At 44.1% G+C, this 26,986-nt stretch carries 25 protein-coding genes; 10 read left to right on the forward strand and 15 right to left on the reverse strand.

The genetic code is table 11. The annotated features are described in order from the left end of the window. Positions 1–168 precede the first annotated feature (168 nt). The 3 genes from MKY16_RS25850 to MKY16_RS25860 form a co-directional block, all read right to left on the reverse strand. The gene (locus tag MKY16_RS25850; RefSeq protein ID WP_340957766.1) at positions 169–1,584 is read right to left on the reverse strand and encodes a glycoside hydrolase family 1 protein; all 1,416 of its coding nucleotides are present in this window, start codon (positions 1,582–1,584) and stop codon (positions 169–171) included. 211 nt (positions 1,585–1,795) lie between these two features. Further along, complete coding sequence (locus MKY16_RS25855; RefSeq protein WP_029515109.1) at positions 1,796–2,404, reverse strand: DUF1349 domain-containing protein; 609 nt, start codon at positions 2,402–2,404, stop codon at positions 1,796–1,798. Between the two features lie 35 nt (positions 2,405–2,439). Next, positions 2,440–3,348, reverse strand: a complete 909-nt coding sequence (locus MKY16_RS25860) for an ROK family protein (RefSeq protein WP_080658555.1) — start codon at positions 3,346–3,348, stop codon at positions 2,440–2,442. A 314-nt stretch (positions 3,349–3,662) separates the two neighbouring features. Between MKY16_RS25860 and MKY16_RS25865 the strand changes: the two genes are divergently transcribed. From MKY16_RS25865 to MKY16_RS25875, 3 genes are all read left to right on the forward strand, one after another. Next, the gene (locus MKY16_RS25865; protein ID WP_069011188.1) at positions 3,663–3,998 is read left to right on the forward strand and encodes a ribosomal protein L7/L12; all 336 of its coding nucleotides are present in this window, start codon (positions 3,663–3,665) and stop codon (positions 3,996–3,998) included. 17 nt (positions 3,999–4,015) lie between these two features. Continuing rightward, positions 4,016–4,495 carry a Cys-tRNA(Pro) deacylase gene (ybaK, locus tag MKY16_RS25870; protein WP_069011189.1) on the forward strand — a complete coding sequence of 160 codons (480 nt, stop codon included), beginning with the start codon at positions 4,016–4,018 and terminating at the stop codon, positions 4,493–4,495. Between the two features lie 86 nt (positions 4,496–4,581). After that, the gene (locus MKY16_RS25875; RefSeq protein WP_069011190.1) at positions 4,582–5,772 is read left to right on the forward strand and encodes an oxalate decarboxylase family bicupin; all 1,191 of its coding nucleotides are present in this window, start codon (positions 4,582–4,584) and stop codon (positions 5,770–5,772) included. A gap of 138 nt (positions 5,773–5,910) precedes the next feature. Here the strand turns inward: MKY16_RS25875 and MKY16_RS25880 are convergent. Continuing rightward, a protein-coding gene (locus MKY16_RS25880) for an IS1182 family transposase (RefSeq protein ID WP_340954273.1) occupies positions 5,911–7,271 on the reverse strand; the annotation gives its coding sequence in 2 pieces (ribosomal slippage) (positions 5,911–6,704 and positions 6,704–7,271; 1,362 coding nt in all). 153 nt (positions 7,272–7,424) lie between these two features. Continuing rightward, positions 7,425–8,144 carry a YebC/PmpR family DNA-binding transcriptional regulator gene (locus MKY16_RS25885; RefSeq protein ID WP_013310214.1) on the reverse strand — a complete coding sequence of 240 codons (720 nt, stop codon included), beginning with the start codon at positions 8,142–8,144 and terminating at the stop codon, positions 7,425–7,427. A gap of 218 nt (positions 8,145–8,362) precedes the next feature. On the opposite strand from MKY16_RS25885, the gene MKY16_RS25890 reads away from it, so the two are divergent. After that, positions 8,363–9,127, forward strand: coding sequence for a spermidine synthase (locus tag MKY16_RS25890; RefSeq protein WP_340957767.1), 765 nt, complete (start codon positions 8,363–8,365; stop codon positions 9,125–9,127). Here the strand turns inward: MKY16_RS25890 and MKY16_RS25895 are convergent. The 3 genes from MKY16_RS25895 to MKY16_RS25905 all read right to left on the reverse strand — a co-directional run bounded on the left by MKY16_RS25895 (position 9,124) and on the right by MKY16_RS25905 (position 13,958). Next, on the reverse strand, positions 9,124–10,863 hold the full coding sequence (locus MKY16_RS25895; protein WP_029514880.1) for a proline--tRNA ligase: 1,740 nt from the start codon (positions 10,861–10,863) through the stop codon (positions 9,124–9,126). The genes MKY16_RS25890 and MKY16_RS25895 overlap by 4 nt on opposite strands. A gap of 505 nt (positions 10,864–11,368) precedes the next feature. Then, positions 11,369–12,412: a carbohydrate kinase family protein gene (locus MKY16_RS25900; RefSeq protein ID WP_029514878.1), complete on the reverse strand. Its 1,044-nt coding sequence runs from the start codon at positions 12,410–12,412 to the stop codon at positions 11,369–11,371. Positions 12,413–12,668: 256 nt separating this feature from the next. Beyond that, positions 12,669–13,958: a glycoside hydrolase family 27 protein gene (locus MKY16_RS25905; RefSeq protein WP_340957769.1), complete on the reverse strand. Its 1,290-nt coding sequence runs from the start codon at positions 13,956–13,958 to the stop codon at positions 12,669–12,671. 207 nt (positions 13,959–14,165) lie between these two features. On the opposite strand from MKY16_RS25905, the gene trhO reads away from it, so the two are divergent. Together trhO and MKY16_RS25915 are read left to right on the forward strand one after the other, a co-directional pair. Further along, on the forward strand, positions 14,166–15,059 hold the full coding sequence (gene trhO, locus MKY16_RS25910) for an oxygen-dependent tRNA uridine(34) hydroxylase TrhO (RefSeq protein WP_340957770.1): 894 nt from the start codon (positions 14,166–14,168) through the stop codon (positions 15,057–15,059). A gap of 209 nt (positions 15,060–15,268) precedes the next feature. After that, a complete protein-coding gene (locus MKY16_RS25915; protein ID WP_039274593.1) occupies positions 15,269–16,195 on the forward strand; it encodes an AEC family transporter in 927 nt (308 codons plus the stop codon). An 18-nt stretch (positions 16,196–16,213) separates the two neighbouring features. Here MKY16_RS25915 and MKY16_RS25920 read toward each other — a convergent pair whose 3' ends face one another. Together MKY16_RS25920 and MKY16_RS25925 are read right to left on the reverse strand one after the other, a co-directional pair. Further along, positions 16,214–16,993 (reverse strand): ABC transporter ATP-binding protein, encoded by a 780-nt coding sequence (locus MKY16_RS25920; RefSeq protein ID WP_029514871.1) that lies wholly within the window; start codon positions 16,991–16,993, stop codon positions 16,214–16,216. Between the two features lie 180 nt (positions 16,994–17,173). Next, entirely contained in the window at positions 17,174–18,013 is an 840-nt protein-coding gene (locus MKY16_RS25925) for a YheC/YheD family protein (protein ID WP_340957771.1), read from the reverse strand. Positions 18,014–18,221: 208 nt separating this feature from the next. On the opposite strand from MKY16_RS25925, the gene MKY16_RS25930 reads away from it, so the two are divergent. Together MKY16_RS25930 and MKY16_RS25935 are read left to right on the forward strand one after the other, a co-directional pair. Next, on the forward strand, positions 18,222–19,058 hold the full coding sequence (locus tag MKY16_RS25930) for a DUF6492 family protein (RefSeq protein WP_340957773.1): 837 nt from the start codon (positions 18,222–18,224) through the stop codon (positions 19,056–19,058). A 62-nt stretch (positions 19,059–19,120) separates the two neighbouring features. After that, on the forward strand, positions 19,121–20,464 hold the full coding sequence (locus tag MKY16_RS25935) for a sugar phosphate nucleotidyltransferase (RefSeq protein ID WP_340957774.1): 1,344 nt from the start codon (positions 19,121–19,123) through the stop codon (positions 20,462–20,464). 229 nt (positions 20,465–20,693) lie between these two features. On the opposite strand, the gene MKY16_RS25940 is transcribed toward MKY16_RS25935, so the two are convergent. Both MKY16_RS25940 and MKY16_RS25945 read right to left on the reverse strand, forming a co-directional pair. Then, positions 20,694–21,389, reverse strand: coding sequence for a succinylglutamate desuccinylase/aspartoacylase family protein (locus tag MKY16_RS25940; RefSeq protein WP_340957776.1), 696 nt, complete (start codon positions 21,387–21,389; stop codon positions 20,694–20,696). A gap of 5 nt (positions 21,390–21,394) precedes the next feature. After that, positions 21,395–22,429, reverse strand: coding sequence for a glycosyltransferase family 4 protein (locus tag MKY16_RS25945; protein WP_340957778.1), 1,035 nt, complete (start codon positions 22,427–22,429; stop codon positions 21,395–21,397). Positions 22,430–22,782: 353 nt separating this feature from the next. Between MKY16_RS25945 and MKY16_RS25950 the strand changes: the two genes are divergently transcribed. Further along, entirely contained in the window at positions 22,783–23,256 is a 474-nt protein-coding gene (locus tag MKY16_RS25950) for a C40 family peptidase (RefSeq protein ID WP_340957779.1), read from the forward strand. Between the two features lie 82 nt (positions 23,257–23,338). Here the strand turns inward: MKY16_RS25950 and MKY16_RS25955 are convergent, their stop codons facing one another. After that, complete coding sequence (locus MKY16_RS25955; protein WP_340957782.1) at positions 23,339–24,715, reverse strand: sensor histidine kinase; 1,377 nt, start codon at positions 24,713–24,715, stop codon at positions 23,339–23,341. Next, positions 24,712–25,425 (reverse strand): response regulator transcription factor, encoded by a 714-nt coding sequence (locus MKY16_RS25960; RefSeq protein WP_340957783.1) that lies wholly within the window; start codon positions 25,423–25,425, stop codon positions 24,712–24,714. The genes MKY16_RS25955 and MKY16_RS25960 overlap by 4 nt, the downstream gene beginning before the upstream one ends. 146 nt (positions 25,426–25,571) lie before the next feature. On the opposite strand from MKY16_RS25960, the gene MKY16_RS25965 reads away from it, so the two are divergent. Continuing rightward, positions 25,572–26,222: an undecaprenyl-diphosphatase gene (locus tag MKY16_RS25965; protein WP_340957785.1), complete on the forward strand. Its 651-nt coding sequence runs from the start codon at positions 25,572–25,574 to the stop codon at positions 26,220–26,222. A gap of 86 nt (positions 26,223–26,308) precedes the next feature. Here MKY16_RS25965 and MKY16_RS25970 read toward each other — a convergent pair whose 3' ends face one another. Continuing rightward, entirely contained in the window at positions 26,309–26,938 is a 630-nt protein-coding gene (locus MKY16_RS25970) for a phosphatase PAP2 family protein (RefSeq protein ID WP_340957788.1), read from the reverse strand. Positions 26,939–26,986 lie beyond the last annotated feature (48 nt).

Genomic DNA, 26,986 nt, shown 5'->3' on the forward strand with positions numbered 1-26,986 from the left:
TGTATAGTTATTATTAATGTTTTAATAAGTCTTAATATATATTAGTAATTAATTTTTGTCCAATTCTAACACCCCTAAAAAATTAGCGACCGCTTCGTAAAAGAAAAAAAGCGGTCGCTATCTATAAGCCTTCATTTATATATAATTAATCACTGGATTATTTATAAATTAACGTTTCAAGCTTTCACCGTTCGTAGCAATAACTTCTTTATACCAATGGAACGATTTCTTCGGATATCTTTCAAGTGTACCGCTGCCATCATCATGACGATCTACGTAAATGTAGCCATAACGTTTCTTAAGCTGAGCGGTCGATGCGCTGACAAGGTCAATACATCCCCAAGACGTATAGCCCAAAACCTCTACTCCGTCCTCAATAGCTTCTCCAACTTGAACCAAATGATCATTCAGGTAGTTGATCCGGTAGTCATCTTCAACCGTTTTTTCGCCTTTTTCATTTGTAATCAGTTCATCAACGGCGCCCAGACCATTTTCAACGATGAATAGTGGTTTTTGGAAGCGATCATAGAACGTATTCAGGACATAACGTAAACCTTGCGGATCAATTTGCCAGCCCCACTCACTTGCCTCAAGATGCGGATTGATGACACCACCAAGAATATTACCTTCACCTTTGACTTTTTTAGCTTCGTCAGCTGTCTCACAAGTACTCATATAATAGCTGAACGAGATAAAATCAACGGTATGTTTCAAATCTTCGGCATCACTTGGTTCAAAGTGAATAGTAATTCCGTATTCTTTAAAGAAACGTTTCATGTAACCTGGGTATTGACCTCTTGCGTGAATATCGGCAAATGCCATGTTTCTGTGATCAAATTCCATCGCAGCAATGACATCGTCTGGATTTGGTGTCAGCGGATAAGTAGGCATACTCAGCACCATACAGCCAATTTTGAAATCAGGGTTGATCTGATGACCGATTTTTACCGCTCTTGCACTCGCTACAAGCTCATGGTGAATAGCTTGATAAAGATCTTGCTCACTAAGTTGATCTTTTGGTGTGCTAATTCCTCCACTCATGAATGGTGCTTCAAGAATGGAGTTGATTTCATTGAAAGTCAACCAGTATTTAACTTTATCTTTGTAGCGATTAAATACAGTTGTAGCATAGCGCTCATAAAAATCAACAAGCTTACGGTTTACCCAACCATCGTATTCTCTGGACAAATGTAAAGGTGTTTCATAGTGAGATAGTGTAACGAGTGGCTCAATTCCATATTTGTGAAGTTCATCAAACAAATCATCATAAAATTGCAAGCCTTTTTCGTTAGGCTCCAGTTCGTCACCTTTAGGGAAAATACGTGACCATGCGATAGAAGTACGGAATACTTTGAAACCCATTTCCGCGAAGAGTTTGATATCTTCTTTATAATGATGATAAAAATCAATACCGATCAATTTCATGTTATCTTCTGTGGGTACATCCGTAACGGGCCCCCAACCACCACGAGGAGTTACATCCTGAATGGACCAGCCTTTTCCATCTTCTTGATAAGCGCCTTCGAGCTGATTAGCAGCAACTGCTCCGCCCCACAGGAAATCTTTTGGAAACTGTGTACTCATATTTTCTCCGCCTTTGCTGATGTTTTTTATTAACTAGGATAGAAACACGTTACCCTTATGCAAATGTGTTATAAAGTACTTCTAATTGAATCTTAAGGTTTGTAACGCGTTTCATGTCAAGTTTTATTTTAAAAACATCCAGAGCTTATCATAGTATTATCTCCAATAATTACTCCCATATTTATAACTCTTCTATTATTGAGTAAAATGACTATTCTTCAAATGGCGGATCTACATGAATATCTCTATCTGGTTCAGTACTTACCCAGCGTGTAAAGATAACCTGAAAGCCGGCTCGAGTCGGCGCGCAGGCAAAAGGACCTGCCTGTTGTCCCGTTTCATAAGGAAAACGTGCTACACGTACAGTGCGCCAGCTTTGATTTTCGGTTCGGGCTCTAATGATAACCGCGTCCTGTAGTTGTGAAGCACGGATCGTGACATTTTTCCCTACCCAATCGGGTACAGGAGCTAATGACCAATCGGAATAGCCATCTGTGACTACGACTGCCAGTTGAGGAATTCCGTCATTTAATTCGATTCCGGCTTTAATCCACTTTTGTTGTCCTTGATACAGCATTATACCGGCCTGATCGTAAAGCTCCGTAAATGAGCCTAATTGAAACGTGACTTCGATGGCAGAGCCTTCTTCCCAGTCTGTAAGCAGGGAATGTCCGCTACTGCGTTCAAACCCATACAAAGTTTTTTCCCAGTAGTCGCTTCCTTCTCTGGTTTCAACTTTAAGGAACTGGTCTTCTTCTATGGATGATACAGGATGATTAGTCCATGTCCCTGTAGTCCATGCAATCGATTTTTGATTCATTAATCTCATCCTCTCATGCTTTATTGAACGATGCCCTATTTCCTTTTCTCCACCAATTGCAAATTGTACGTCAGACTTTCAAGGGTCACTGAAATCAACCCAAACATGTATTCATCATGAGTATCGTTTTTCACAAAAATTTCGGGCATATGTTCTTTGGGTACATCTTTTAGACAGCCGTTATAAATATCGTCCAACAGATTCGGCTTGGATAACTCTCCAGTCAAAGCGATAGATACAGGGTCTATAATTGCAATAATGGAAGTTATCGTTTGGATCGCCAGAGGAACAAATCCCTCTGTGCTATTTAACTGTTTAAGCTGTTCCTCTCTTGTTAAATCAAAAGGTAAGAAGGAAACTTCCCCCGCAAATTTGGTATTTCCTTTTAACAAATGTCCATCGACAATAAAACCCGCTCCGGGGAAATTGTCTTTTGGAAACGTAACAATAGCAAAGGTTTTATCCTCATCATAATTCTGCATGTTATAAAATCCGTAGACTGTTAAATGCATATCATTTTCAATGGTAACTTCTAATCCGTATTTATCTTGAAGCTGTGGACCTACAGGGACTCCTATGAGCAGGTCGAGATCACAAACATCGATAATTCCTTGATGAACAACCCCGGGGATGCCAATTCCAATGGCTTTGACGTTTCCATAGTTATTAATCAGCTCTCCAATTTTGGTTTCTATGACCTCATAATCAATATGAGGCACAATGGAAGTATTCTCGATGATGATATCACCAAGCAAATTAGCAACAGCATAAGTAAGAGAATGTATACCGCCTTCCGTTTTCACATTTAAACAGATAATATAAGAATAATCAGCGTTATATTTGTAACGTCTAGCCGGACGTCCGCCGTTCGACTCTTCCAATTCCGTCTCTAATACTTCCCCGGTTTGAAGAAGCTCATTCAGAATATTTCCGCAGGTTGCCACACTAAGACCTGTGATACTGGCTATCGATGACTTGGTTGCATATTCCTTGGATTTCAGTGTGTTTTTAACTAACTCTACATTAATTTGTTTAACCCGAATGGTGTTATTGGAGACTGGTTGTATTTGAATACACTCCTTTTCCAGTATTTATTAAAAGGTTTATAATAAGTTGTAATATAACGCTCTGCCTGTAAAAAGTCAATTTGTACGCCTTTTCCTCTTCTCCTCTATCATCATGCTATACTATAAATAAGAAATAAATTTTTAGTGCAGCATTTCTGCGTTGAAAGTCACTTAAATAGGGGGGAATTCTGTTGTCAGCTATTGAGTATATAGCAATCATCGCATTGCTCCTCTCCGTCATACTTTTAATTAAGGTCTACAGCCTTCAATCTCGGCTTAATGACTTGAAATCCGACGTGGAGCGTCTAGAAAATCGTTCAGGAATACAAGGAACATCGCTGTCAGGCACCATCCCTGCCTCTCCTCCACATATTCTAGATGCAGGAGCTTCAGAAGATATCAATGAAAGGTTGCTCCTGCTCATTAGGGAAGGAAAAAAGATTCAAGCCATAAAAGAACTGAGAACGGCTAAGGATCTTTCCCTTAAGGATGCAAAGGATTATGTGGATCACTTGGAAAAACTCTAAAGAAAGGAAGAAATAAGATGAGTGCCAGCAAAACAAACGCCATGCGCATATTGGACGGGCAACATATACAATACAATATTTTGAGTTATGATCATCAAGATGGAAAAATAGACGGTATGAATGTGGCTGAGAAAATCGATAGAGCCCCGGAGATAGTTTTCAAAACTTTGGTTGCACACAGCAAACAAAATCTGTTTGTTTTTGTAATTCCTGTACATAAAGAGCTTGATCTCAAAAAAGCAGCCAAATCCGCGGGAGAGAAAAAAATTGAAATGCTTCCAGTTAAGGATTTGCAAAAGTTTACGGGATATATTCGCGGTGGCTGCTCCCCTATTGGAATGAAAAAGCTCTACCCCACTTTTATCGACCAGCCTGCATTGGAACTGGAAGCCATCGTTGTAAGCGGTGGGAAAATTGGGACCCAACTGGAGTTAAGTCCGCACGATTTAGCTCAAATCATTCAGGCTCAGTTTACAGATCTAACGCATACAGCATAAAACTCACTACATGATCATAAAATCTTTATGCGTATTTTCTTATCCCATACTTCATCAAGCTTCAACCTGGAGAGGAAGATTTAATGATGCATAATGATTGCCCTAAAAATGCAAGAATCCCCCAACCCATCAGATGTGATGGTGCTGGGGGCATCGACAAGGGTCCACGTGATGTGATGAGGGATCTACAGAATCCCGATATGCTGGTTCCCCCCGTAACGGACAATGGTCTCATTCCAAATATGAGATTTTCTTTTTCTGATGCCCATATGCAGCTTAATCACGGTGGGTGGTCAAGAGAAGTAACGGTAAGGGAATTACCTATTGCTACAACCCTTGCCGGGGTGAATATGAGTTTGACACCGGGTGGTGTACGTGAGCTTCACTGGCATCAGCAAGCGGAATGGTCATATATGCTGTTGGGAAGTGCTCGCATTACGGCAGTAGACCAAAATGGACGTAATTTTATTGCTGATGTGGGTCCCGGAGATCTCTGGTATTTCCCTCCTGGCATTCCGCACTCTATACAGGGACTTGAGGATGGGTGCGAATTTTTGCTGGTTTTTGATGATGGTAGTTTCTCCGATCTGAACACCCTATCCATCTCCGATTGGTTCGCACATACTCCCAAAGACGTACTTTCTGCAAATTTTGGTGTACCAGAAGCTGATTTTGCAGCAATTCCTCAAGACCAAGTATATATCTATCAGGATTCCGTTCCCGGTTCTCTTCAAAGCCAAGCGGTTTCCTCTCCCTATGGTACGATACCTCAGTCCTTCAAGCATGAATTACTAGCCCAGCCCCCAATCAAAACGCCGGGCGGAAGCGTACGAATCGTCGACTCCTCCAATTTTCCGATTTCCAAAACCATTGCAGCTGCTCTTGTTGAGATTGAGCCCGGCGCCATGCGAGAAATGCACTGGCATCCTAATAATGACGAATGGCAATACTATCTTGCCGGGCAAGGACGGATGACTGTCTTTGGCGGTAATGGTGCAGCCCGTACGTTTGATTTTAGAGCCGGAGATGTTGGATATGTGCCTTTTGCTTACGGTCATTACATTCAAAATACAGGCTCCAGCACACTTTGGTTTCTTGAAATGTTTAAAAGTGACCGTTTTGCAGATGTTTCCTTGAATCAATGGATGGCCCTTACGCCTACAGAACTGATTCAGAGTAATTTACATGTAGGTACTGATGTGATCTCAAATTTACGAAAGGTAAAATGGCCCGTTGTCAAATATCCCAGTTATTCTTATGACCCTAAAAAGAAATAACCATAAGAGGTCCGATGATTACTATACAAAAAAACACCGTATCTAAATACGGTCAGATTGTCGAGAAACCCCGTCATTTTGAGACGTGGGTTTCTTTTTTACATCATAATGCTCTGGTCTCTGGAGAAGCAGGGGGGGTTACCCCTGTTTCTCCAGGCGATCTAGGTGGATCGCCATCTTCTTCATGTTCTGCACGGCTGCCGTCATAAGGGCTTGTTCCCTGACGTTTGGAAGACCGCGCAAACGGCAATAGCGAAACCCATGGAGCTCTTTGGCATCCGCGAAGCTTCGCTCAATCGTCTCTTTTCGTTTGCGGTACAGCTTTTTACCAGATGGGCTCAGCCGGTTGCTCCGTACCCACTCTTTGCTGTCTTCCCAGACATGCCGAGTCACCACTTTGCGGTGGTTTCGAGACTGGGTACACTGACTTAGCAGTGGGCAATGCTGGCACTGAGCTGGGTCAGAGGCATACTGCCGGTATCCCTTACGGTCCGTCGTTCGGTAGGGCAGTTCCTGTTGGGCTGGGCATCTATACGCATTGCGTTTGGCATCGTATTCAAACTTCCATTTCGGAAACAGTCCTTGTCTGGGATGGAATCTTCGGTGAGCAATCACGGCAAAAATCTTTCGGTTCTGCAAACCTCGGCAAATCGGCGTTGTTAAATAACCTGAATCTAGTGCAACAGCTTCTACTTGAAAACCAAAACGTTCTCTTTGGCGATCCAAACGGGACAAATAGGGGACAGAATCATGTACATTCCCTGGTGTCACATGCACGTCCGTAATCAGATTGTACTTCATATCCACCGTGCGGTGGTCCAGATAGAAGAAGCCTTCGGGCTTGCCATCACGGATCATATAGCCGCTGTCCGGGTCTGTTTTGCTCACTTTAATTTCTTTTTCTTCGTTCACTTCCTCTCGGGATTTTAAGGCTTTTTTCCGTGGTTTCTCCGGTCATCCTTCACCGCTTCGTTCAGCTCGTCCATATAGTCTTTAGTATTCTGCAACACTTGTTCTTTGATGTACTGGTGCCTGTTAGCATTGGCTTTGACGTGTGTGGAATCGGTGACGAGAACACGCCCACCCACCATTCGGTGAGAGATCGCCTGCAGCACAATTTCATCGAAGATATCTTGAAAGATCGTGGTGTCTTTAAAGCGAGTGCGACGATTCCAGCTAATCGTCGTATGGTCCGGAACTTTATCCGTTAAGCCCAACCCCAGAAACCAACGATAAGCTAGGTTCGTCTGAATTTCTCGCTCGAGTTGCCGTTCTGAGCGAATGCCATAGAAATAACCGAGAAAGATCATTTTAAACAATACGGTAGGATCAATGGCAGGACGCCCGTTGTCTGCACAATACAGTGGTCGAACTTTATCATCGATAAACGAAAAATCGATATACTTATCTACTTTGCGGAGCAAGTGATCTTGAGGAACCAGATCTTCGATGGAAACAAATTCGTAGGATTGTTGTTTTTCGCGGTTGGAGCGTAGCATATCAACACCATCCGTTCTACAATAGTTACCTATATTATACAACATTAACGCGGTGTCGTCTTAAACAAAATTAACATAAAATAGGCTGTCGAGACTTTCTCGACAGCCTGACCGTATCTAAATACGGTGTTTTTACAAACTAATTAACAAAGACTATTCCTCAGAGTCTACATTGTGGTAAACCTGCTGAACATCCTCCAAATCTTCTAATGCATCAATCAGTTTATCGAATTGAACCTGTGCATCTTCTGGAAGAGAAATATCATTTTGGGCAAGCATGGTGAGCTCCGCAACGGTAAACTCAGTTACTCCTGCTTGTTTGAAAGCTTCCTGCACAGCATGGAATTGATCAGGCTCTGCATATACGATGACGGCTTCATCTTCTTCAATGATGTCACGTACCTCTACATCTGCCTCCATCAGTAGCTCCAGCACTTCATCTGCGGTTTTACCCACCAGACCAATAACTGCTGTTGAATCAAACATGTAGGCTACAGATCCGCTCACGCCCAGGCTACCACCATTTTTAGTAAAAGCAGAACGCACATCCGATGCTGTACGGTTAACGTTATTGGTCAGCGCATCTACAATGACCATGGAACCGTTCGGTCCGAAACCTTCATAACGAAGCTCTACGTAGTTTTCATCGCCAGCACCTTTTGCTTTTTCAATAGCACGGTCAATGATTGCTTTGGGTACATTGTACGTTTTTGCACGTTCTAGAACTACTCTTAGTACCCGATTGGATTCAGGATCAGGTTCGCCTTGTTTGGCTGCCACATAAATTTCCACGCCAAATTTAGCATATATACGACTCGTATTAGCATCCTTGGATGCCTTCTTTTCTTTAATGTTATTCCACTTACGTCCCATAATATCCCGCTCTCTTCCTGTATGAATATACACAACGAACTTCATTATATCCTTGTATATTATATCTCCTAAAGGACATACGAACAAGTTTAAACAACTCTGTTATGGAAAAATAAACAATTCTACCTAATTAGGGATGCTTGAAAATGTGTACTTTCATTTCTCCTCATCTATGGACAATCTCCCTATCCATGTCTAAGATGAAGAGGAAGTCTGACTTGAAGGAGATCATTCACTTGGATGTCTTGTACAAAAAGTTGAGCCATAATCATGAAATCACAGTATACGAAACCACCGAGCTGTATGGTGAAAAGGGATTATTTCGGGTGATGCAGTTTTCAAATACAGCCGTCCAAGGCGCGGTGGACTTGAATCATCCACAACGCATTTTGTTCGAATATCCGAGAGCAATTATCCATCTTATGGAGCTGAACGATCCATCATTTGAAGATGTATTTGTTATCGGGCACGGTATAGGTACAATAGCGGGTCATTTTACAGATAAACGTTTTAAGATTGCCGAGCTGGATGCACAAGTTGTAGAGTTCAGCCGAACATTCTTTGGATACGATCAGGATAATGTGACTGTTGGCGATGGACGACGCCTTCTGGAGAAGGAAGCGCCGGATGCTTATGACTATGTTATTTTGGACGCCTTCACGGAGCTGGGTACGCCCTTGCATTTAGTATCCTGGGAATTTTTCAAGATGGCCAAAGAAAAGCTGGATTCCGAAGGCTCCCTGATCATGAATTTAATGGGCAAAAGTGAACACGACCATTTGATCCATGCCATTCATACAACGTTGCGTGAAGAATTTGCCTATGTCTCAACTTTCTCGCTCCCCTCGGAAGGCGCTGCCGACGTTCAAAATATCATTATGATAGGTCGGGACAAGCCAATCCGGTTTCAGGCACGTCAGATGGCGGACTTTCATGAGATTACACTCGGAGAAGGCCATATTCTACGGGATATAGATGCTTAGTGTAGTTCCAATATTCGTCTCTCTACATCTTCAATACGAATCGTCTCTTTGTTGCAGCTTTTTCGTTCCACTAACTCTACTTTCCCGTGTTCGGCATCTTTACCTACGATGATGCGCACGGGAATACCTACTAAATCGGAGTCTTTGAATTTAACCCCAGGCCGTTCCTCCCGATCATCCAGCAGCACCTCCACACCGCGATCCTGCAGCTGGTTGTGTAATTTCTCGGCTATTTGCATCTGAAGCCTGTCTTTCACAGAAATCGGAATAATATGAACTTGAAACGGGGCTAGTGCATAAGGCCATATCATTCCGTTCTGATCGTGATTTTGCTCTACAATGGCAGAAAGGATCCGGGATAAGCCAATGCCATAGCAGCCCATAATCATCGCTTGCTCAGCTCCAGACGCATCCAGAAAGGTCGCACCCAGCTTCTCACTATATTTGGTGCCCAATTTAAATACGTGTCCGATCTCAATTCCACGATGAAGTTTCAATTCCCCTTCGTCACATCGAGGACATCTATCCCCTTCTATGACATTGCGCAAGTCAGCCACATGCCGAAGATCTATATCGCGCCTTGGGTTTACATGTCGATAATGGTAATCCAGCTCGTTCGCGCCTGCGATACCGCTGGACATTTGGACAACGGCGTAATCCACCCACACAGGGATTGTCAATCCGCATGGGCCTATGAACCCCGAGGGGGTTCCAGTCGCCTTTGACACGATGTTTGTACTTGCTATTTCGAATTTTTCACTACCTAAAATATGTTTAATTTTCACTTCGTTAACCTCATGATCCCCCCTAACAACTACAGCAATAGGTTGATCGTCAGCCATATAAATCAGTGTTTTGATGATTTCTTTGGGCTCTATGTGAAGCGATTCAACCAGTTGATCTATTGTACACAGGCCTGGAGTATGGAATTTTTCCATTTTAGCTGTATCAAAAGAAGGAGGGCTGACTTGTTCATTTTTATATGAGACAGGAGATATTTCTATTTTTCCCGTCGATCGCGCCACGGCTTTTTCAAGATTAGCTGCATATTCACAGCAGGTACATGCTACAATGGTGTCCTCTCCAATATCAGCTAGAGCCATAAATTCATGGGTTTCACCTTCGCCACCAATGGCACCCGCATCTGCTTCTACTGCACGAAAGTTTAGACCACAGCGAGTGAAAATGCGATGATATGCCTGGAACATGGTCGAATAGGTATGATCTAGTCCTTCCCAATGTGCATCAAACGAATAGGCATCCTTCATCAAAAATTCTCTACTGCGAAGCAGGCCAAATCGCGGACGTCGTTCATCCCGAAATTTGGTTTGAATTTGATACAACGTTACAGGCAATTTGCGATAAGAATTCACTTCATTTCGTATTAAAGACGTAATGACCTCTTCATGTGTAGGCCCCAAAGCAAACTCCCGACCATGCCGATCTTGCAAACGCATCAACTCAGGACCATAAACATCGTATCTTCCTGATTCTTGCCACAACTCCGTTGGCTGCAATACAGGCATCAGCAGCTCCCCAGCCCCTACGCGATCCATTTCATTCCGTACGATTTGCTCTACTTTTCTGAGCACCCGTCTGCCCAGGGGCATATAGGTGTACATTCCAGCCGCCAGTTGGCGGATAAATCCTCCCCGCAGCATAAGCTGATGACTGATCACTTCAGCTTCTGCGGGTGCTTCACGCAAGGTTGTCAGTAATAATTGGCTTTGGCGCATGTGTAGCTTCCTCCTTGTTGGACGATAAAATGTACGCAAAAAGACACATCCGTCAGGGACGAATGTGTCGTGGTACCACCCTTCATTTGACCGTAGCCATACACGGAACGGTCCTTCATTAGATAACGGCGTCTAGCCGGTAACGGTTTATCATACAAACCGCTACAGCTCGCAAGGCAGGGAAACGTTCATTCGCGGCGAGAAACCTTTCAGCCCATGAGTTTCTTCTCTGTATAGCGAGTATTGAACCTTTGATCCTTGGTCTACACTATTCCTATATATTACAATTTTCACCACTTTACACGAAATGTAATTTCTAGTCAAGGAGATAATCTTCTGCTACACAGCAAGAAACTCGTTACCCTGCTCTGCCTGTAAGGGCCGCATAGAATAGATCAGTCTGTCCATCATACAACATGCTCCTTTTACAAATTCAATAATTGAGGCCATTACATACGTGAAGCTCCAAATATGCGCTGTTGTAGGTTAGAGTTCTCTTGATTAATTATGTATCATTCTTTTTAAAATACACGCCCTTGAAAAACACAAAATTTTGCGTATGTGTGCCATACAGCTCCTGAAACCTAGAATGAAGTTTATTCATAGAAAGAGTCTCTGAGACCGTCCGATCCGTTTGCAGGGTCAAGTCGACACAGCTAATTCCAAATTGGCACACTTGCTCCATAGGATAACCTTGGGTAATTCCATATATCATCCCGGCAATAAAAGCATCATCTGCGCCTGTGACATCAATGACCTCTTGAACGGGATGAATGGGAATTTGGCCATGAGTTCCATCCTGAGAGGCGTACAAAACACGATCAGCACCGCAGATAAAAATGACATTCTGAACTCCAAGTTTGTGAAAAATTCGGGTGGCATCCAACATATGCTGATCATCTGTAAGTTCTAGCTCCAAATAGGCTTCAGCCTCCACCGGTTTACATACCAGCCACTCCACTCCATGCAAATTTCGGGGAAGCTTTCTCATCTTCGAGGCCGATACCGAAGAAACGACAATCGGAATCCGATGCTCATGACAGACATGTATGGTGGCTGCAATTACGTTCATAGAGAAATTAGTGTCCAGCAGAACGAGTCGGGATGAGGCAATTAAAGGAGCATTTTCAAAAATTACTGAAGGACGAATCTGATCATAAATCTCCATTTCTGCTGTCGCTACAATCAGTTCACCACGCTCGTTCAGCAAGGCAGTATAAACCCCAGTTGACGGTTCACCTTGGACTTGCAGAGGAACCACGTGCATGTAACGGCTGGACTGTTCGATAATAAATTCACCTTCCGCATCGTCCCCAACTGCGGTCAGCAGGCTGACCCGCTGGCTCAACCTCCCTAAATTTTCGGCTACATTTCGTGCTACCCCACCGCAAGATTGCAGTCTTGTACTGCTCGGATTGGAGGTATGAAGCTGAAATGTACCTTTAATCATGATTTTACGATCCAAATTGGCCCCCCCGATACATAGTATTGGTTTGCTAGAGGGCCAAGGCTCGTCCTGTTCATTTTGGTGGATTTTTTTTAATTTCATCATTTGACTCCTTTCTCGAGTCTATTCGTTAAAATGATTTAAATTTGTACAGAAATAGGCACTATATAAAATTAACACGTTCCAAATGTCATATTCCCAAGAATAATGTCGAGTTCGTTAAAATATCCTAAAGTTACACATGCAAAAAAACACCCTATTGTAAAGATATCTTTCACTTTTACGATAGGGTGATTGGGTTGGAACTACAGCATAGTTCTTCCTTACATTATGTTATTCAGGATTTTTGCAAAATCCTCTATTTCAAAATAAATAGAGCTGCTCCGTGAGGAGGTAAATCTGTGGACAGCTCTTGTGTTAAAACACCTAAATCTACATGGTTCCATAAATCTCTGGCATTTGCCTGACCTTCAATACCAAGGTCTTTTAAGGATACACGCACCTTTGAAGATTCATCCCCAGCATTAAACAAAGCTGCATATACATGCCCTTTCCCGTTATGTGAAGTCCAAACGATATGTTCATCCTTTCTATACACCTGCCGTGCATTCAAACCGTTGCGATGAGCATTTAACACTTCTTCATTAGTCAGCAAAGAAAGAGTCCATGCATCATTATCCCGCAGTTCGCCCCCGAACATCAGGGGAGACCGGAAAATGCTCCACAAGGTCATCATCGTTAGCTGCTCATCCTTAGTAAAGCGTGTCCATCTGTCATGGCTGCCGGAATCTACCGAATCTACCGAACGAATACCCAGATGACCCAGTGGCAGCATGTCGCAATCCGGCCAGTGACCTGGACCTACATGTTCTGCCCATTTCTCGCAGCGCTCAAACATACCATACAGTAAAGGCCATACATCCCAGAAGTCATCAGTCATACGCCACATATTCGCGTTTGCGATTAAATCAGATGCATACTCCAGCGGTGCAGGACCAGGCGATAGACTCAACACCATCGGACGTCCGCATTGGGCGATAGCCCGCCTAATCAATTCAATTTCCGCCAAATGAATACCATAGAGACGTGATGCAGCAATGTCATCTACTTTGACAAAATCCACACCCCATTCCGCATACAGATCAAACAACGAATTATAGTACTCCTGTGCGCCTTCCTTGGATGCATCTACCCCATACATATCTGTGTTCCAGGGACAAATAGAGTTGGGATGCGCAATTTGTCTCGCCGTGGCTGTGGTTCCCAAAATCGGGGTATCCTGATGCACCGCCTGGCGGGAGATGCCTCTCATAATATGTATACCAAATTTCAATCCCAGACCGTGTACATATTCCGCAAGAGCTTGGAAGCCTCGTCCATCTGCTGCCGAAGGAAACCGATTTACCGCTGGAATAAGACGTGAAAATGAATCCATTGCCAATGGGACAAACGGGCGATACTGTGAAGATACTGCTCCTGACTCATACCACTGAATATCCACCACGACATATTCCCAACCGTATTCCTTCAGATGCTCCGCCATATATTGAGCATTTCCCCGTACTTCCTCTTCCCGTACTGCTGCACCGTAGCAATCCCAGCTATTCCATCCCATAGGTGGTGTATGCGCTGTCAAATGATGCTTCATTTCATTCATCCTTTCATCTAATAACTCATCCTGCTACCAAAAATCCCCTCATCAGTACGTAACTATTATAATGTAAACCCTTACTTTTGTCGCTCGTCTCCTTTTTCATTTCCACTTTTTATACATTTAAGTTGACTAACTAAAAGAATGTGGTACATTTAAAATTGCTTTTAAAAAACTTTGACTTGAATCAGAGGGTGATTTTACATGTGTGAACATACTTATCGAATTTTGTTGTTTTACAAATATGTCAACATTGAAGATCCTGCCACCTTTACGGCAGAGCATCTGGCTTACTGCAAGGAGCTGGGCGTCAAGGGAAGAATCTTGATTGCTGCGGAAGGAATCAACGGAACACTGTCTGGTACAGTAGAGCAAACGGAGCAATATATGCGTGATTTGCGCGCCAATCCGAAATTCCACGATATCGTTATTAAAATAGATGAGTCTGACGGTCATGCGTTCAAGAAAATATTTGTACGCCATCGTCAGGAGCTTGTTACGCTGCGTCATGAAGATGAGCTGGACCCTAATGAAATTAGCGGTAAGCGTCTGTCCCCAAAGGAGTTTTATGAGCAGCTTCAAGAAGAAGATGTAGTTGTTCTGGACGGACGTAATGACTATGAATATGACATCGGTCATTTCCGCGGGGCGATTCGCCCCGAAGTCGAATCGTTCCGTGAATTTCCACAATGGATTCGCAACAATATGACTCAGTTCAAAGACAAGAAAATTCTGACGTACTGCACCGGAGGTATCCGTTGCGAAAAGTTATCGGGTCTTCTGATCAAAGAAGGATTTAACGATGTAGGCCAGTTGGATGGCGGCATTGTGACTTACAGCAAGGACCCGGAAGTACAAGGACGATTGTTTGACGGTAAATGCTACGTATTTGACGAACGAATCTCGATTCCGATCAATCATACGGATGAGGACGTCATTGTCGGCAAGTGCTTCCATTGTGAAACGCCGAGCGATCATTATATCAACTGCCCAGTGTGCAATCTCCAGCATATTGCATGTCCGGATTGCGAAGAACAGCATCAGCACTATTGCTCTGACGATTGCCGAACCAAAGCGGAAACCGTAGCTACTGCATAAATTGGCAGTATTATTGGTTCATTATAATAAAAGGGATGCCCTATTAGCCGTTCATCATGGCTGTGGGCATCCCTTTTGTTATTTTCGCAATAAGTGTCGTAGGCTTCATAGTATATACCTATGGCCTTGATTGTATTTTCATCTTGGACGGGCTCGAAAGTAGCGTCTTATAATGGAAAATGTCATTACAGAAAGGATGGGTGGAATTCATGATTCAAATCGTACTTTCAACTCTATTATCGGTTATCGTTCCGCTGTCCATTCCGGTGATCGCCGGATTTTTACTTGGAAAATTCATGAAGCTGGAAACGAAACCGCTCTCGACTTTGTATTTATATTTTTTAAGCCCCGCCATGATTCTGGACACGCTACTCAAAGCACAGCTTACCTGGCATGATGTGGCGCAGACTGCCGCTTTTTCAATATTAAACCTGCTGCTGTTGTGGGGAATTGCACAATTAGCAGGGAAAATCTTTAGACTGAGCACTCCGGAAACGGCTGGACTTACCTTAATCTCCACACTCACCAATAGTGCAAATTATGGCCTGCCCCTAATTTTACTTGCCTTTGGGCAGCTCGGTCTGGATAAAGCCTCCGTGTATGTCGTCATCCAGATAATTATGGTCAATACCATTGGCGTTTATTTTGCAGCCCGCTCTGAATTTTCTGTTCAAAGTGCTGTTAAGTCGGTGTTTTCACTTCCTGCGATCTATGCAGCTCTACTCGCCATGGGACTGCGGCTACTGGACTGGCATCTTCCCTCAGGGATTCAATCAGGCGTCTCGATGATTGCTGCTGCCTATTCTCCGGTCGTGCTGGCGATTCTGGGTACCCAGATGGCTTATGTAAAAATATTTAAGTTGGAGTCGTCTATTAAAAAAGCCAGCTACGCCGGACTAACAATTCGGCTTCTACTCTCCCCGCTTGCGGCTTGTCTTGCTATGCTGATACTGGGAATTTCAGGTCTTTTGTTCTCCGTTCTCTTCATTCTCGCCTCAATGCCGGTTGCTGTAAATGCTGTCATTTTAGCAGAAAAATTTAATGCATCGCCAAAACTGGTTTCCACCTGCATCCTGTGGAGCACGCTTGCCTCATTCCTGATATTGCCTATTCTGATTATGTTGGTAGCAGGTTAGCGAGAAAAAAAAGACTCTCTACACCATAGAGAGCCATGCGCGATTCTGTCTCCATTCTACTTGCACAGGCGTTTCAAAAAAAGCACTAAGCGTTTCACTGCTTAGAATATCAGTCGTTTTACCTTTAGCAAATACCGTGCCCCGGCGGATTAAAATCGTATGCGTGTACATCGGTAGAATTTCTTCGATATGATGTGTAACATACAGTAAATTCGGCGAAGCCGGCGACTCCGATAACTGGCGAATGCTATCCAGCAATGCTTCCCGGGAAAAAAAGTCCAAACCATTACACGCCTCGTCCAAAATCAGTAGCTTGGGCGAGGCCATTAATGCGCGGGCGATAAGCACTTTCTGCTTTTCTCCCTGTGAGCATCCCTGATACAACCGATCCACGAGATGAGCACACCCCAGTTGCGTCATAAGCTGAACGGCCTGTTCATAATCTGTATCCGTCGTCTGATCATAAAGTCCAATGGAGGCAAATTTGCCACTAATAACAACATCCTGCGTACGCTGACTCCCATTAATTCTTTCCTGTAAAGAGGAACTGACCCAACCAATAGATTTGCGCAGCTCCCTCAGATCCACATCCCCAAAGGTATGGCCCAATACACCAACACTACCTGTGGTTGGCCATATGTAACCGTTAATCATATTGAGCATCGTTGTTTTACCTGACCCATTCAAGCCGAGTACAGCCCAGTGCTCTCCCTCAGCTACCTGCCAATTGATTTGATCTAGTATGGTGCGGTTATCTCTCTTCCAGCTTACATTGTTAAGTTCAATGACAGAATTCATGGCTGTACATCCTTTCTATTCATCGTATCATCTGATGTTTATACGCATAGTAAAGATCATCGTTCGTACGTCTAGCTTCTCTTTCATGTAAGCATAGCACAGGGTCACAGGTTGTTCAATTTTAAATTGCCCACTCCATTGTTCATATAGGAGTGGGCTGGCAATGTAGTAATCTACTGGTCAAGATATTTTTTCTTTTTTAGGATCTTTAACTACTTTCTTATCTTTATTTTTATTTTTATCTTTGCTTGGGACGGTGACTTTCCTTTTTTCATTAGCCAGCCGCCAATAGCTTAATACTTTACGGTACATCGACTTATCTGATAATTGGTTAAAAATATATGGGTCTGGCTTCGTATTCACCTCAATAATCCATGGGGTAAAGCGATGATCCAGTCCAATATCCACACCAATTTGCCGGAAATTTGGATATGTTTTTTGCAGTTGTTTGGCGATGGTAAGACCCAGTTCATTTAGTTTCTTGACCAGCTCCGCCTGTTTGCTTTGCGATAAATGGGATTTTAGTAACTGCTCCAAGGCCATCGGCTTACCACCACTATGATAGTTAGTCACGATTTTACGGGGATGACCCAGACGTCCAATAATTCCAGTAGACTCCCATAGCCCTTTTTCATTACGCTGCACCATGACCCGAATATCAAAATAACGCATTTGATGGCGTAGTAAATGGATTCCCTTTTGAATAAGATAACTTTTCTTCCCCGTATGTTTCGATAGGCTGGTATATAGTGCATCCAAATGTTTAAATTCTTGACGCGTTTCCTCATATTGATAGGCGAAACGCTGGCCAGCCTCCTGCTCTACTCTCATTACACCTTTACCAAAGGTACCTCGCTCGGGTTTTACATAGACCATACCGTATTTCTCCAGCATTGACTTCAAATTTGCTTTGTTATATTTGCGAGTTTCTGGTACAAAAGGTTTGATGCTTCCATTCTGAAGCAACAATTGGGTTTTATGCCATTTGCTGCGCGACGCCTGCGCTTGTGAAGAATTCACTTGCCCCTCTCCTCTCTACTCTCAGGTAGAACGCTCTTGTTAAAAAAGATCAATCTATCGTATGCGCTAACTCCCCATTCGAAGCTTCATCAGCCCTGTCCTGCATAGAAATGGACGTTTGACCTTGCCCGGTCGAAAGCGCCTGTCCAAGCATACGATATTGGGAGACGCTGGGAGCGTATATTTGCACATATAGGGAGTGAATAACATGTCAGCGCAATCGGATGGTCCACGGAAGGGTTCCCTTACAATCGATGTTCTGATTCCCGCAATTGATAAAGATATTGCCACACTACCGCTGGTAATTGACAGTCTGCGCCGTCACGTGCAGCACCCAATTGGAAATATTTATATCGTTTCACCGCAAAGCACCGGGATTCGCCGTCTGTGCGTAAACAAGAAATGTACATTTATAGACGAAAAAACGGTGCTGCCCATTACCAAAAAACATATCCATTACGGAACAACGCGCTGGGACCGTTCAGGCTGGCTGTATCAACAATTGCTCAAAATGAATGGCGACAAAATCAGTAAAGCCTCTTTTTTCCTCGTCATTGACGCGGACACGGTTTTGATTCGTCCACATACGTTCCGTAAAGACGGAAAAACGATTTTTTACTACCGCAGCTGGAGCCAGCCTGAGTATTTTCGCACCTATCACAAGCTGATGGGCGTTAAAGCTCCCTCACCAAAGTCCTTTGTTACTCATTATATGCTTTTTGAAAAAGCGCGGCTTTCCCAGCTCAAGCAAGTTATCGAGGCCCGTCATGGAAAACCTTGGTACAACGCAATTATCCACAGTATAGACCGGACAAAACAGTTTGGGTTTTCCGAATATGAAACGTATGCCAACTATTTATACAGTAATCAGCCCTCTCGGATGATTTTGCGCAAGTCATTGAATAAAGCGCTTCATCGTCGGGCTTCTTCCCTGTCGCAAAAACAATTGGATGTCTTGGCTAAGAGCTATCGCTCCTTATCTTTTCATCAACGCAAGGTGTACCAGCTTACTCCAAAAACAAAGATTGAATCATCGCTAAAATAGTTTTTAAAATCCTGCAAAATGATGCAGTCCAAAATAGATCTGCATTGAAGGAGGAAACGTCCGTGCGCATCGTATTATTATGCGGTGGTGCCGGAAAACGGCTATGGCCACTATCCAACGAAATCCGGTCGAAGCTGTTTCTCCGGTTGTTGTCCGCTCCTGACGGGCATAAGGAATCTATGCTCAGTCGGGTGTACCGTCAGCTTACCTTAGCCGGGCTGGATTCCTCTGCCCTGCTTCTGGCTCATCGGAGTCAGGTAAATCTAGCCTTTCGCCATACAGAAGGTCGTCTGCCCGTTCTAGGCGAACCTGCCAAACGTGGAACCTTCACCGCAGCTGCACTGGCGGCTGCTTATTTTCACACCAGAGGCACGGGGCTGGATGAAGTTCTCTGCATCGCTCCAGCGGACATGTTTGCAGGGGAGGATTTCTTCCATAGCATAGCAGCGCTCTCCGGCTTATTGCTTGAGAGCGGAGCCGATCTGGCTATGCTTGGGACAAGGCCCACTCATCCCTCCGACCAATACGGGTATGTCGTGCCGGGTCTGCAAATGATACGGGAAGGGAAAACCTCCTATGCGCAAGTTGCTCGCTTCACAGAAAAGCCTGATCTCTCCGGGGCACAACAGCTTATTCATCAGGGCGCGCTGTGGAACTGTGGTGTTTACGCTTTTACATTACGATATATGCTGTCGTGTATGGAGCGAAGTGATCTGCCGCTGAATGATAAAGCATTATGCGCAATGTATGATAGCCTCCCCGTTCGCAGTTTCGACGAAGAGATTGCAGAGCGTGCCGAACATGCCATCGTCCTGCCCTACGATGGCGAATGGCACGACATCGGCAACTGGCAGGCTCTAACAGAGCAGCTAAGCAGTCAAGTAATCGGGCGTGGACAGATTAGTGGGCAGACTCATGGCACGCATATCGTTAATGAGCTGCCCTATCCACTTCATGTCATTGGTGTGGAAGATATTATTGCTGCCGCGAGTCCCGATGGCATTCTCATTGCGTCCAAGAGCCATGCCCACGTAATCAAGGAGCAGCTAGGTAAACTTCAACTTCACCCCATGCATGGTGAAACCTCATGGGGCAGTTACCGAGTGCTGGACGAATTTAATCATCGGAGTCTGAACGATATACTGGCCATACGGCTGACGGTACTGCCAGATCAACGCTTGAATGGCCGTATTCACGGCAGTGGACTTAAAGTATGGACGATCGTATCCGGTCGGGGAGAGGTCATGCTGAACGGAGAACGTTTTGCTGCGGCAAGCGGTTCTGTATTTAGCATTCCAGTCGATACGCATCACACAATCCGTGCCGATCTGGATACACCACTGGAGCTGATTGAGGTACGTCTGGGAAACAGCTTGGTGAACGCCTTCTATAAATCCGAGTCCTGACAACACATAGATCAGGATTTTGCAAAATTTGATTCCAGTCGCTCCAAAGTGCAATATATAGACGAACTAGACCATTTCGATCTATATATTGTTCATTGGAAGTCGCTTATTGGATTTTTGCAAAATCCTCAGATATAATGCACGCTACGGATTCTGAACGAAGGTCGCAGGTCGCACATAAAAAATCGCTTCTGAGCAAGGTGAAAAAGCCCTTGCTCCAGAAGCGATATTATTTTGTGATGCAGTTACCTTTGACTATTCCGGCTTCTTTTAAAAAATGCTGAACGATCTCCAACTGATAGTGTATGCGTACTTTCTTAGGCAGGCTCCAACCCGTTTCCACGGTAACCGCGCGTGCACCTAAAATACGGGCTACAGCGGTGCGGGAGGAACCTGGAAGCTCATGCAGCCGAATGTTGAAATGTCGGTCGCTCACCTGGATGGAGCGATTCATTCGCTTAATAATCCGACGAACCGTAGGAACCACCGGATTACCCTTGTTGGAGATCAGCGTTTGACCAAGCACCTTGGCATCCTTTTGTGACAATCCGTTAGCCTCATGCAAGTCGAGGTACCATTCAGGTTGATGCTTTTGTGTTAATTTGAATAGAGCAGCGGAAAGCGGTTGTGTTGCTAGCTGCTTTTTTTTGCGCAGAAAGGTTCGATTAAGATCAGGTATTCCTCTAATCCGTTTGCGGTAAGCCTCTTGATTTACAATCGGTACAATTATAAGCTTACCCTGGCTAATTCGCAGCTTTTGCTGATTCAAAAGCTTCACCAATTTCTCAGCAGCTCGTATGCTTGCTATTTCCTTACCATGTATCCCCGCGACCACCATCACACACGGACCTTTCTGCCCCCCTGTGACTATATAATAAGGAGTTGCCCAAGAGCCATTTCCGAGCATATATCGTTTGACCTGCATCCCCTTCACCTCCGTATAGGCTGTCGTTGTCCTCTCTTCTGTTCTCGCCGACGGATGATTTCACGGTATAGTCTTAAGTAGTTACTGGTCATCTGTTTGTTGGTAAATCTTTGCTTGACATATGAACGAAGCTGCGCTGGTGACGGATAATTTTTTTGCTGTGCCTTTCCTGCCATTTGGCTAACTGATTTGCAAATCAACTGTGGAAAGCCCAAGAGTACCTCGGGAACGGAGCCGTTTTTTAATGCCAGCACCGGTGTTCCACAAGCCATGGCCTCGACCATTACGAGTCCAAATGGCTCTTCCCACAGTGTCGGAAACAGCAGACACTCTGCATGTTTCAGCAGCTTCTGTTTCTGAGCGCCTCCAACTGCACCTACATAGCGTATATTCGGATTGCGCTGAATTCGTTTCTGAATCTCTTTACGGAAAAATTCTGGAGCTTTGATAGGACCTGCAATAAGCAGTTTTTTTCCTGTTCGTTCTGCAACCTGAATGGCCTGCAATACACCTTTATCTCGTATGATTCTGCCCATAAACAGCAAGTAGCCACGCTTCTCACTGCTGAACTCGTATTCATGGGTGTTGATACCATTATAGATATAAAAACCTTTGCCCCTGCCCATCAGCTGACGCGCTCGTTTACTGACATATACCGGGTTTTTACCGTGTCTCTTCACTGGAAGATGAACGGTGCATACTGATGGACAAGGCAGCTTCCTACGTCCCACAGAAGAACGAAAAGTATGATCATGAATGATATGTGTGTTGGAAGGCATATGCCGGAGTACATATTGGGGGATCTGACTTTGTTTCAAACCCTTGGGGTAGGTAATCAACCGCGCACTGCTCCTGCTCCCACGGGCGGCAAACAGCGATACATGATGCCCTCGTCTCACCAATTCCTCAGTTAATTCATGCACGACCTTTTCCGTTCCGCCTTTGTTAGAGGGTACCGGCTGTGCATCGGGATAGTTGGAAATGACCTGAACAATGGTTAGACGCCGTTTTTCGAGTGCTTTATTCTGCTTTGAAGCCATACGAATTCCCCTTCCTGACCGGAAATACGGTGTGATCCTTACGATGTCAACGGGAATCAGAGCATACTCCCGTACAAGTTATAAATTGTAGTATATAGGTATGTATATTTTGCGTGATTGCTTGTGCCAATCGTCTGCAAGTCGTTTTTTGCCATACGAGCCTATCTATAAGGGGAGTCTATACAATTTGTCAAGCCGAAATTAAGGAGAAAATTCTCATCGTTTTCTAATAAATGAGGACAAAGCGTTGGGGTAACAGGTTTGTAACCATGAGTGGTAAATTCCGGACATTTTATTTGTGTTATTGTCATTTCAGGACATCAACACAATACGAATAACGGAGGAATTTATATATGAAACGTACTTCTAAAAAATTGTGGATGGGTATTTGCTTTACTATGACTTTGGCATTGAGCGCAGGGAGCTTCGTCGTTGGACCAGCCACCACTCATGCCGCTTCGGCAAGTAAAGCTGATCGGATTATTTCTAAAGGCTCCCAGTTTATGGGTGTGCGTTATGAGCATGGAGCCCCAGCAGGCAATACAAGATCTTTTGACTGCTCTTCGTTCACTCAATATGTATTTGCACAAAATGGCATCAAGCTTCCACGTTCGTCCAGACAGCAATCAACTGTTGGCACTTTCGTACCGCGTAGTCAGCTAAAAAAAGGCGATTTGGTCTTTTTCTATGCGCCAATTCATCATGTAGCCATTTACATGGGGAACGGCAAAATTCTGCATACGTATGGTAAAGGCGGTGTAACGGTTACAGATCTAAATTCGGGATGGTGGAGCCGCAATTACACAACAGCACGTCGTGTCCTCTAGGATAAATTTCAGTTGATTCCCATCCACCGAATGCTTAACTTACAAATAACAATAAAAAGGGCTGTTCCTCGAGTAGATATTTCTACTGGAGGGACAGCCTTTCCTTTTGTCTTTGGGGCAGCGTGACGATGACTACCGTTCCTTCTCCTTCTACGCTCTCCATACGTATCGTACCCTGATGAGCATCTGTAATTGCCTTGGCAATCGGCAACCCCAGCCCGGTCCCTCCAGTTTTACGATGCCTGGAGCTATCTACCCGATAAAATCGTTCGAAGACCCGCTTGATCTCGCCCTCAGGTATTCCGATCCCATAATCCTTAACCCGGATATAGACATCCTTTTCATCTTTAGATAACCCTATTTCAATCTCATCCGAGCTGTATTTTAATGCATTATCCAGTAGGATCACTAGCAATTGCTTCATTTTTGTCAGGTTGGCATCCAGCCAAATTTCTTTCTCTTCGGTTAAAATAGAAATTTGACGATCATGTACAGGCTTGAGATGCGCTACTACCTGTTGACAACAACCGATCATTTCTATCCGCTCATGCGGCTCAGGGCCTTTCTGCTGTGAGGAGGCAAGAGTCAGCAACTGCTGTGTCATCGTACGCATTCGCTGAGTTTCTTCATAGATCGATTCAATGGATTCCTTACGAATGTCCTCATCAAGCGTGCCCCACCGCCGCAGCATGTTGGCATAGCCCTCAATAATCATAAGTGTGGTATTCAGCTCATGTGAGGCATCTGAAACAAACTGCTGCTGGCTTTGAAAGCTTTCTTCTAATCTCTCCATCATTCGGTTAAAAGTAGCGGTCATTTGGGACAATTCATCTTGATTATGACTGCCAGCGGGGATTTTTTTAAATTTTAAGCTTCTCTCAATTTCCTGCATCGTTTGAATACTACTGGAAATCGGCAGCAATATGGCATTCGCCAAAATCGTGCTCCCTACCAAACTTAGCATCATTGCTCCTACAGTCGAAGTGATGAGAATCGTATTTAAAATATCGAGATTGGTTTCGAGTGCATCCCATTTTTCCACGATCTCCAGCGTTCCCTTTTGATTGCCCTCCGGAGAAAGCACGGGGAGATGGATTACCAGAATTTTATGACCCTGTACATCAGTCAATTGAGAGCTTTGAGAAGTGTTAAAACGAATATCGCCCAGCTTAAAGCGTGACTGGCGACTTACTTCATACAGAGGTCGGGATTGCTGATCAAACACCCTCAGAATAGTATCTCCGGAAAGCTCATCTTTCAGTTTTGGACTCCATGCATTCTTCAGAATCATGGTGTGTCCGGTTTCGGCAATGATTTCAGTCCACTTATTTTGCAGCACTTCTCTTTCATTTCGCGTAGCGATTTTGACGAACAACAAATGAACCGTGACATCCACAAACAGGAGTATTATCATCACTAAAATAGAACTGAGCAGGGTGATTTTGGTCCGCAGCTTCAATGTTCTTCCTCCCTGATGCAGTACCCCACACCACGTACGGTTTTAATTAATTTCTTTTTGTATCCATGATCAATTTTTTTGCGAACATACCGGATATACACATCTACGACATTCGTATCACCAACAAAATCAAACCCCCACACGTTCTGAATCAATTCATCCCGCTGCAATACCTGATTTTTGTGCTCCATCAGATAGAGAAGCAGATCATATTCTTTGGGCGTCAGTTCGATTCGGTTTCCTTCCCGCACCACTGACCTAGTCTTGCGTTCCAACACCAAACTATCCACTTGGAGCCTGGACGATAACTTGTCCTCTTTTTGTGAAGCGGTAGCTGTTGACTCCATTTGATGCCTCATACTGGCCCGCATCCGCGCTAATAACTCCTCGATCTCAAAAGGCTTCGTAATGTAATCATTGGCACCTTCATCCAGACCTGAAACCTTATCAGGAGTCGTGTTACGTGCAGTGACCATAATTACTGGTGTATGATTGTCCACTTTTCGAATCTGCTTCAGCACCTCGACCCCGTTCATCTCCGGCAGCATGACATCCAGAATGATGATATCCCATTTACCAGTTAGAGCTTTTTCCAATCCTTCTCTGCCCGTTTGTGCGATTTCAACTGCATATCCTTCATGGGATAACTCCAACTGAAGCAATCTGGATATCTTCTCTTCATCATCAATGACCAGCACCGACTTTTCCATCGCAAAACCACCTATTTCTATAGAAAAAACAAATGAGTAACGGAAAGGACATTCATTTTTTATTTGATTTTAAGCTTTTATCCGTGTAGTCGCTCTATAATATAATTTTGTTATTCAATTTTTTGATGTTAAGGAGTAATTTATTCATGTTAATTAATGTAGACTATGCTTTATTTCACTGGATCAATGAACTGGCTAATTCCCTCGCCTTTTTGAATGGAACCATGCGTTTCTTAGCGCAATATGCACCGTATTTATTCGGAGTGGCTTTGATGATTTACTGGTTCACCTTTAAAATGCCGCATCGAATGATGGTTTTAGAAGCCGCTATAACGGTTTGTATCGGCTTTGTAATTAGTTGGGGTCTTGGACATTTGTTTTACAGAGATCGGCCTTTTGTCGGACATTCAGTCATTCAGCTTATTCATCATGATCCCAATGCTTCATTCCCGAGTAACCATGCACTTGGAGCGTTTGCTCTGGCTGCCATTTTATGGCTTCATCATCAAAAATTTCGTGTTCTCTGGGTTATCTTAGCTGTACTCATCGCAGTATCCCGCGTATGGACCGGAGTGCATTATCCCTCGGATATTTTGGCAGGTGCGCTTATTGGTGCAGGTTGTGCCGTCGGCGTTCATCAATTCATTCGAAGTCGGAAGCTTCCTGGCATCTTTATGCAGGCGGCTATTATATTTTATGAAAAATGGGAGCAGAAGCTGGGGCTCAAGCCTGGTGAACAGGCCAGAACTAAGATGTCTGAACACACTTCCTCTGTCCAAATGAAAAGCAGACGCTAAAGCGTCTGCTTTATTTAGAAACTTCATTATTTATGCAACCCGTTATGCTGTGATTTAGAGCGAAGTGACAGCATTCGTCGTTCTTCTTACCGCTGATAAAACCAAATACAAGCAGCCATCCAGCAGCCACTCATAAAATAGCCACCCACAACGTCGCTCGGATAATGTACACCTAAATAAATGCGGCTCGTCCCGATTGCTACAATCAGCAGGCTGCTGAGTACAATAAGAAGGATACGCCCCAGCCTAGAAGGAACTTGCTTCCACACTAAAAATGTCAGCGCCGCATACATGCTGAAAGCTGTCATGGAATGTCCGCTTGGAAAGCTGTATCCATTCTCTTCAATAATACGGTGAATCTCCGGTCTCGCACGCTGAAAAAGTACTTTCAGTATCGTATTCAGCATTACCGATCCCAATACACCAGCCGCCAAAAAAAGCAGTTCTCTGCGGTGTCCCAATACTCTATAGAGCACGAACATGGCCATTAAAACAATGATCACAACTGGAATCCCGCTGCCGATCATGGTGAAAAATTTCATTACACGGGTCATGGCGGGCGACTCCAGTTGTCCAATAACCGAAATAATTTCCTGGTCAAAATGCCGAACTTGATGGTCACTCACCCATAATGCGATTAAGCCAAAACCGAATGCACATACTATACATGTGAGCAAAGCCAAGGAAATAGGCAGCTTTGTTGATGTTTGCTTCATTTTCTATAGTTCCTCCATAATTTCATTGCGTGATAAAACAAAGTGCAG

Source organism: Paenibacillus sp. FSL L8-0641 (assembly GCF_038006265.1).
Lineage (GTDB): Bacteria > Bacillota > Bacilli > Paenibacillales > Paenibacillaceae > Paenibacillus > Paenibacillus polymyxa_D.

What these genes read in the sequence shown, in the direction of transcription:
- MKY16_RS25850 (WP_340957766.1), bottom strand. Translation starts at nt 1,584, where the DNA reads ATGAGTACACAGTTTCCAAAAGATTTCCTGTGGGGCGGAGCAGTTGCT.
- MKY16_RS25855 (WP_029515109.1), bottom strand. Translation starts at nt 2,404, where the DNA reads ATGAATCAAAAATCGATTGCATGGACTACAGGGACATGGACTAATCAT.
- ybaK (WP_069011189.1), top strand. Translation starts at nt 4,016, where the DNA reads ATGAGTGCCAGCAAAACAAACGCCATGCGCATATTGGACGGGCAACAT.
- MKY16_RS25875 (WP_069011190.1), top strand. Translation starts at nt 4,582, where the DNA reads ATGCATAATGATTGCCCTAAAAATGCAAGAATCCCCCAACCCATCAGA.
- MKY16_RS25885 (WP_013310214.1), bottom strand. Translation starts at nt 8,144, where the DNA reads ATGGGACGTAAGTGGAATAACATTAAAGAAAAGAAGGCATCCAAGGAT.
- MKY16_RS25895 (WP_029514880.1), bottom strand. Translation starts at nt 10,863, where the DNA reads ATGCGCCAAAGCCAATTATTACTGACAACCTTGCGTGAAGCACCCGCA.
- MKY16_RS25900 (WP_029514878.1), bottom strand. Translation starts at nt 12,412, where the DNA reads ATGAAATTAAAAAAAATCCACCAAAATGAACAGGACGAGCCTTGGCCC.
- MKY16_RS25905 (WP_340957769.1), bottom strand. Translation starts at nt 13,958, where the DNA reads ATGAAGCATCATTTGACAGCGCATACACCACCTATGGGATGGAATAGC.
- trhO (WP_340957770.1), top strand. Translation starts at nt 14,166, where the DNA reads ATGTGTGAACATACTTATCGAATTTTGTTGTTTTACAAATATGTCAAC.
- MKY16_RS25915 (WP_039274593.1), top strand. Translation starts at nt 15,269, where the DNA reads ATGATTCAAATCGTACTTTCAACTCTATTATCGGTTATCGTTCCGCTG.
- MKY16_RS25920 (WP_029514871.1), bottom strand. Translation starts at nt 16,993, where the DNA reads ATGAATTCTGTCATTGAACTTAACAATGTAAGCTGGAAGAGAGATAAC.
- MKY16_RS25930 (WP_340957773.1), top strand. Translation starts at nt 18,222, where the DNA reads ATGTCAGCGCAATCGGATGGTCCACGGAAGGGTTCCCTTACAATCGAT.
- MKY16_RS25940 (WP_340957776.1), bottom strand. Translation starts at nt 21,389, where the DNA reads ATGCAGGTCAAACGATATATGCTCGGAAATGGCTCTTGGGCAACTCCT.
- MKY16_RS25945 (WP_340957778.1), bottom strand. Translation starts at nt 22,429, where the DNA reads ATGGCTTCAAAGCAGAATAAAGCACTCGAAAAACGGCGTCTAACCATT.
- MKY16_RS25950 (WP_340957779.1), top strand. Translation starts at nt 22,783, where the DNA reads ATGAAACGTACTTCTAAAAAATTGTGGATGGGTATTTGCTTTACTATG.
- MKY16_RS25960 (WP_340957783.1), bottom strand. Translation starts at nt 25,425, where the DNA reads ATGGAAAAGTCGGTGCTGGTCATTGATGATGAAGAGAAGATATCCAGA.
- MKY16_RS25965 (WP_340957785.1), top strand. Translation starts at nt 25,572, where the DNA reads ATGTTAATTAATGTAGACTATGCTTTATTTCACTGGATCAATGAACTG.
- MKY16_RS25970 (WP_340957788.1), bottom strand. Translation starts at nt 26,938, where the DNA reads ATGAAGCAAACATCAACAAAGCTGCCTATTTCCTTGGCTTTGCTCACA.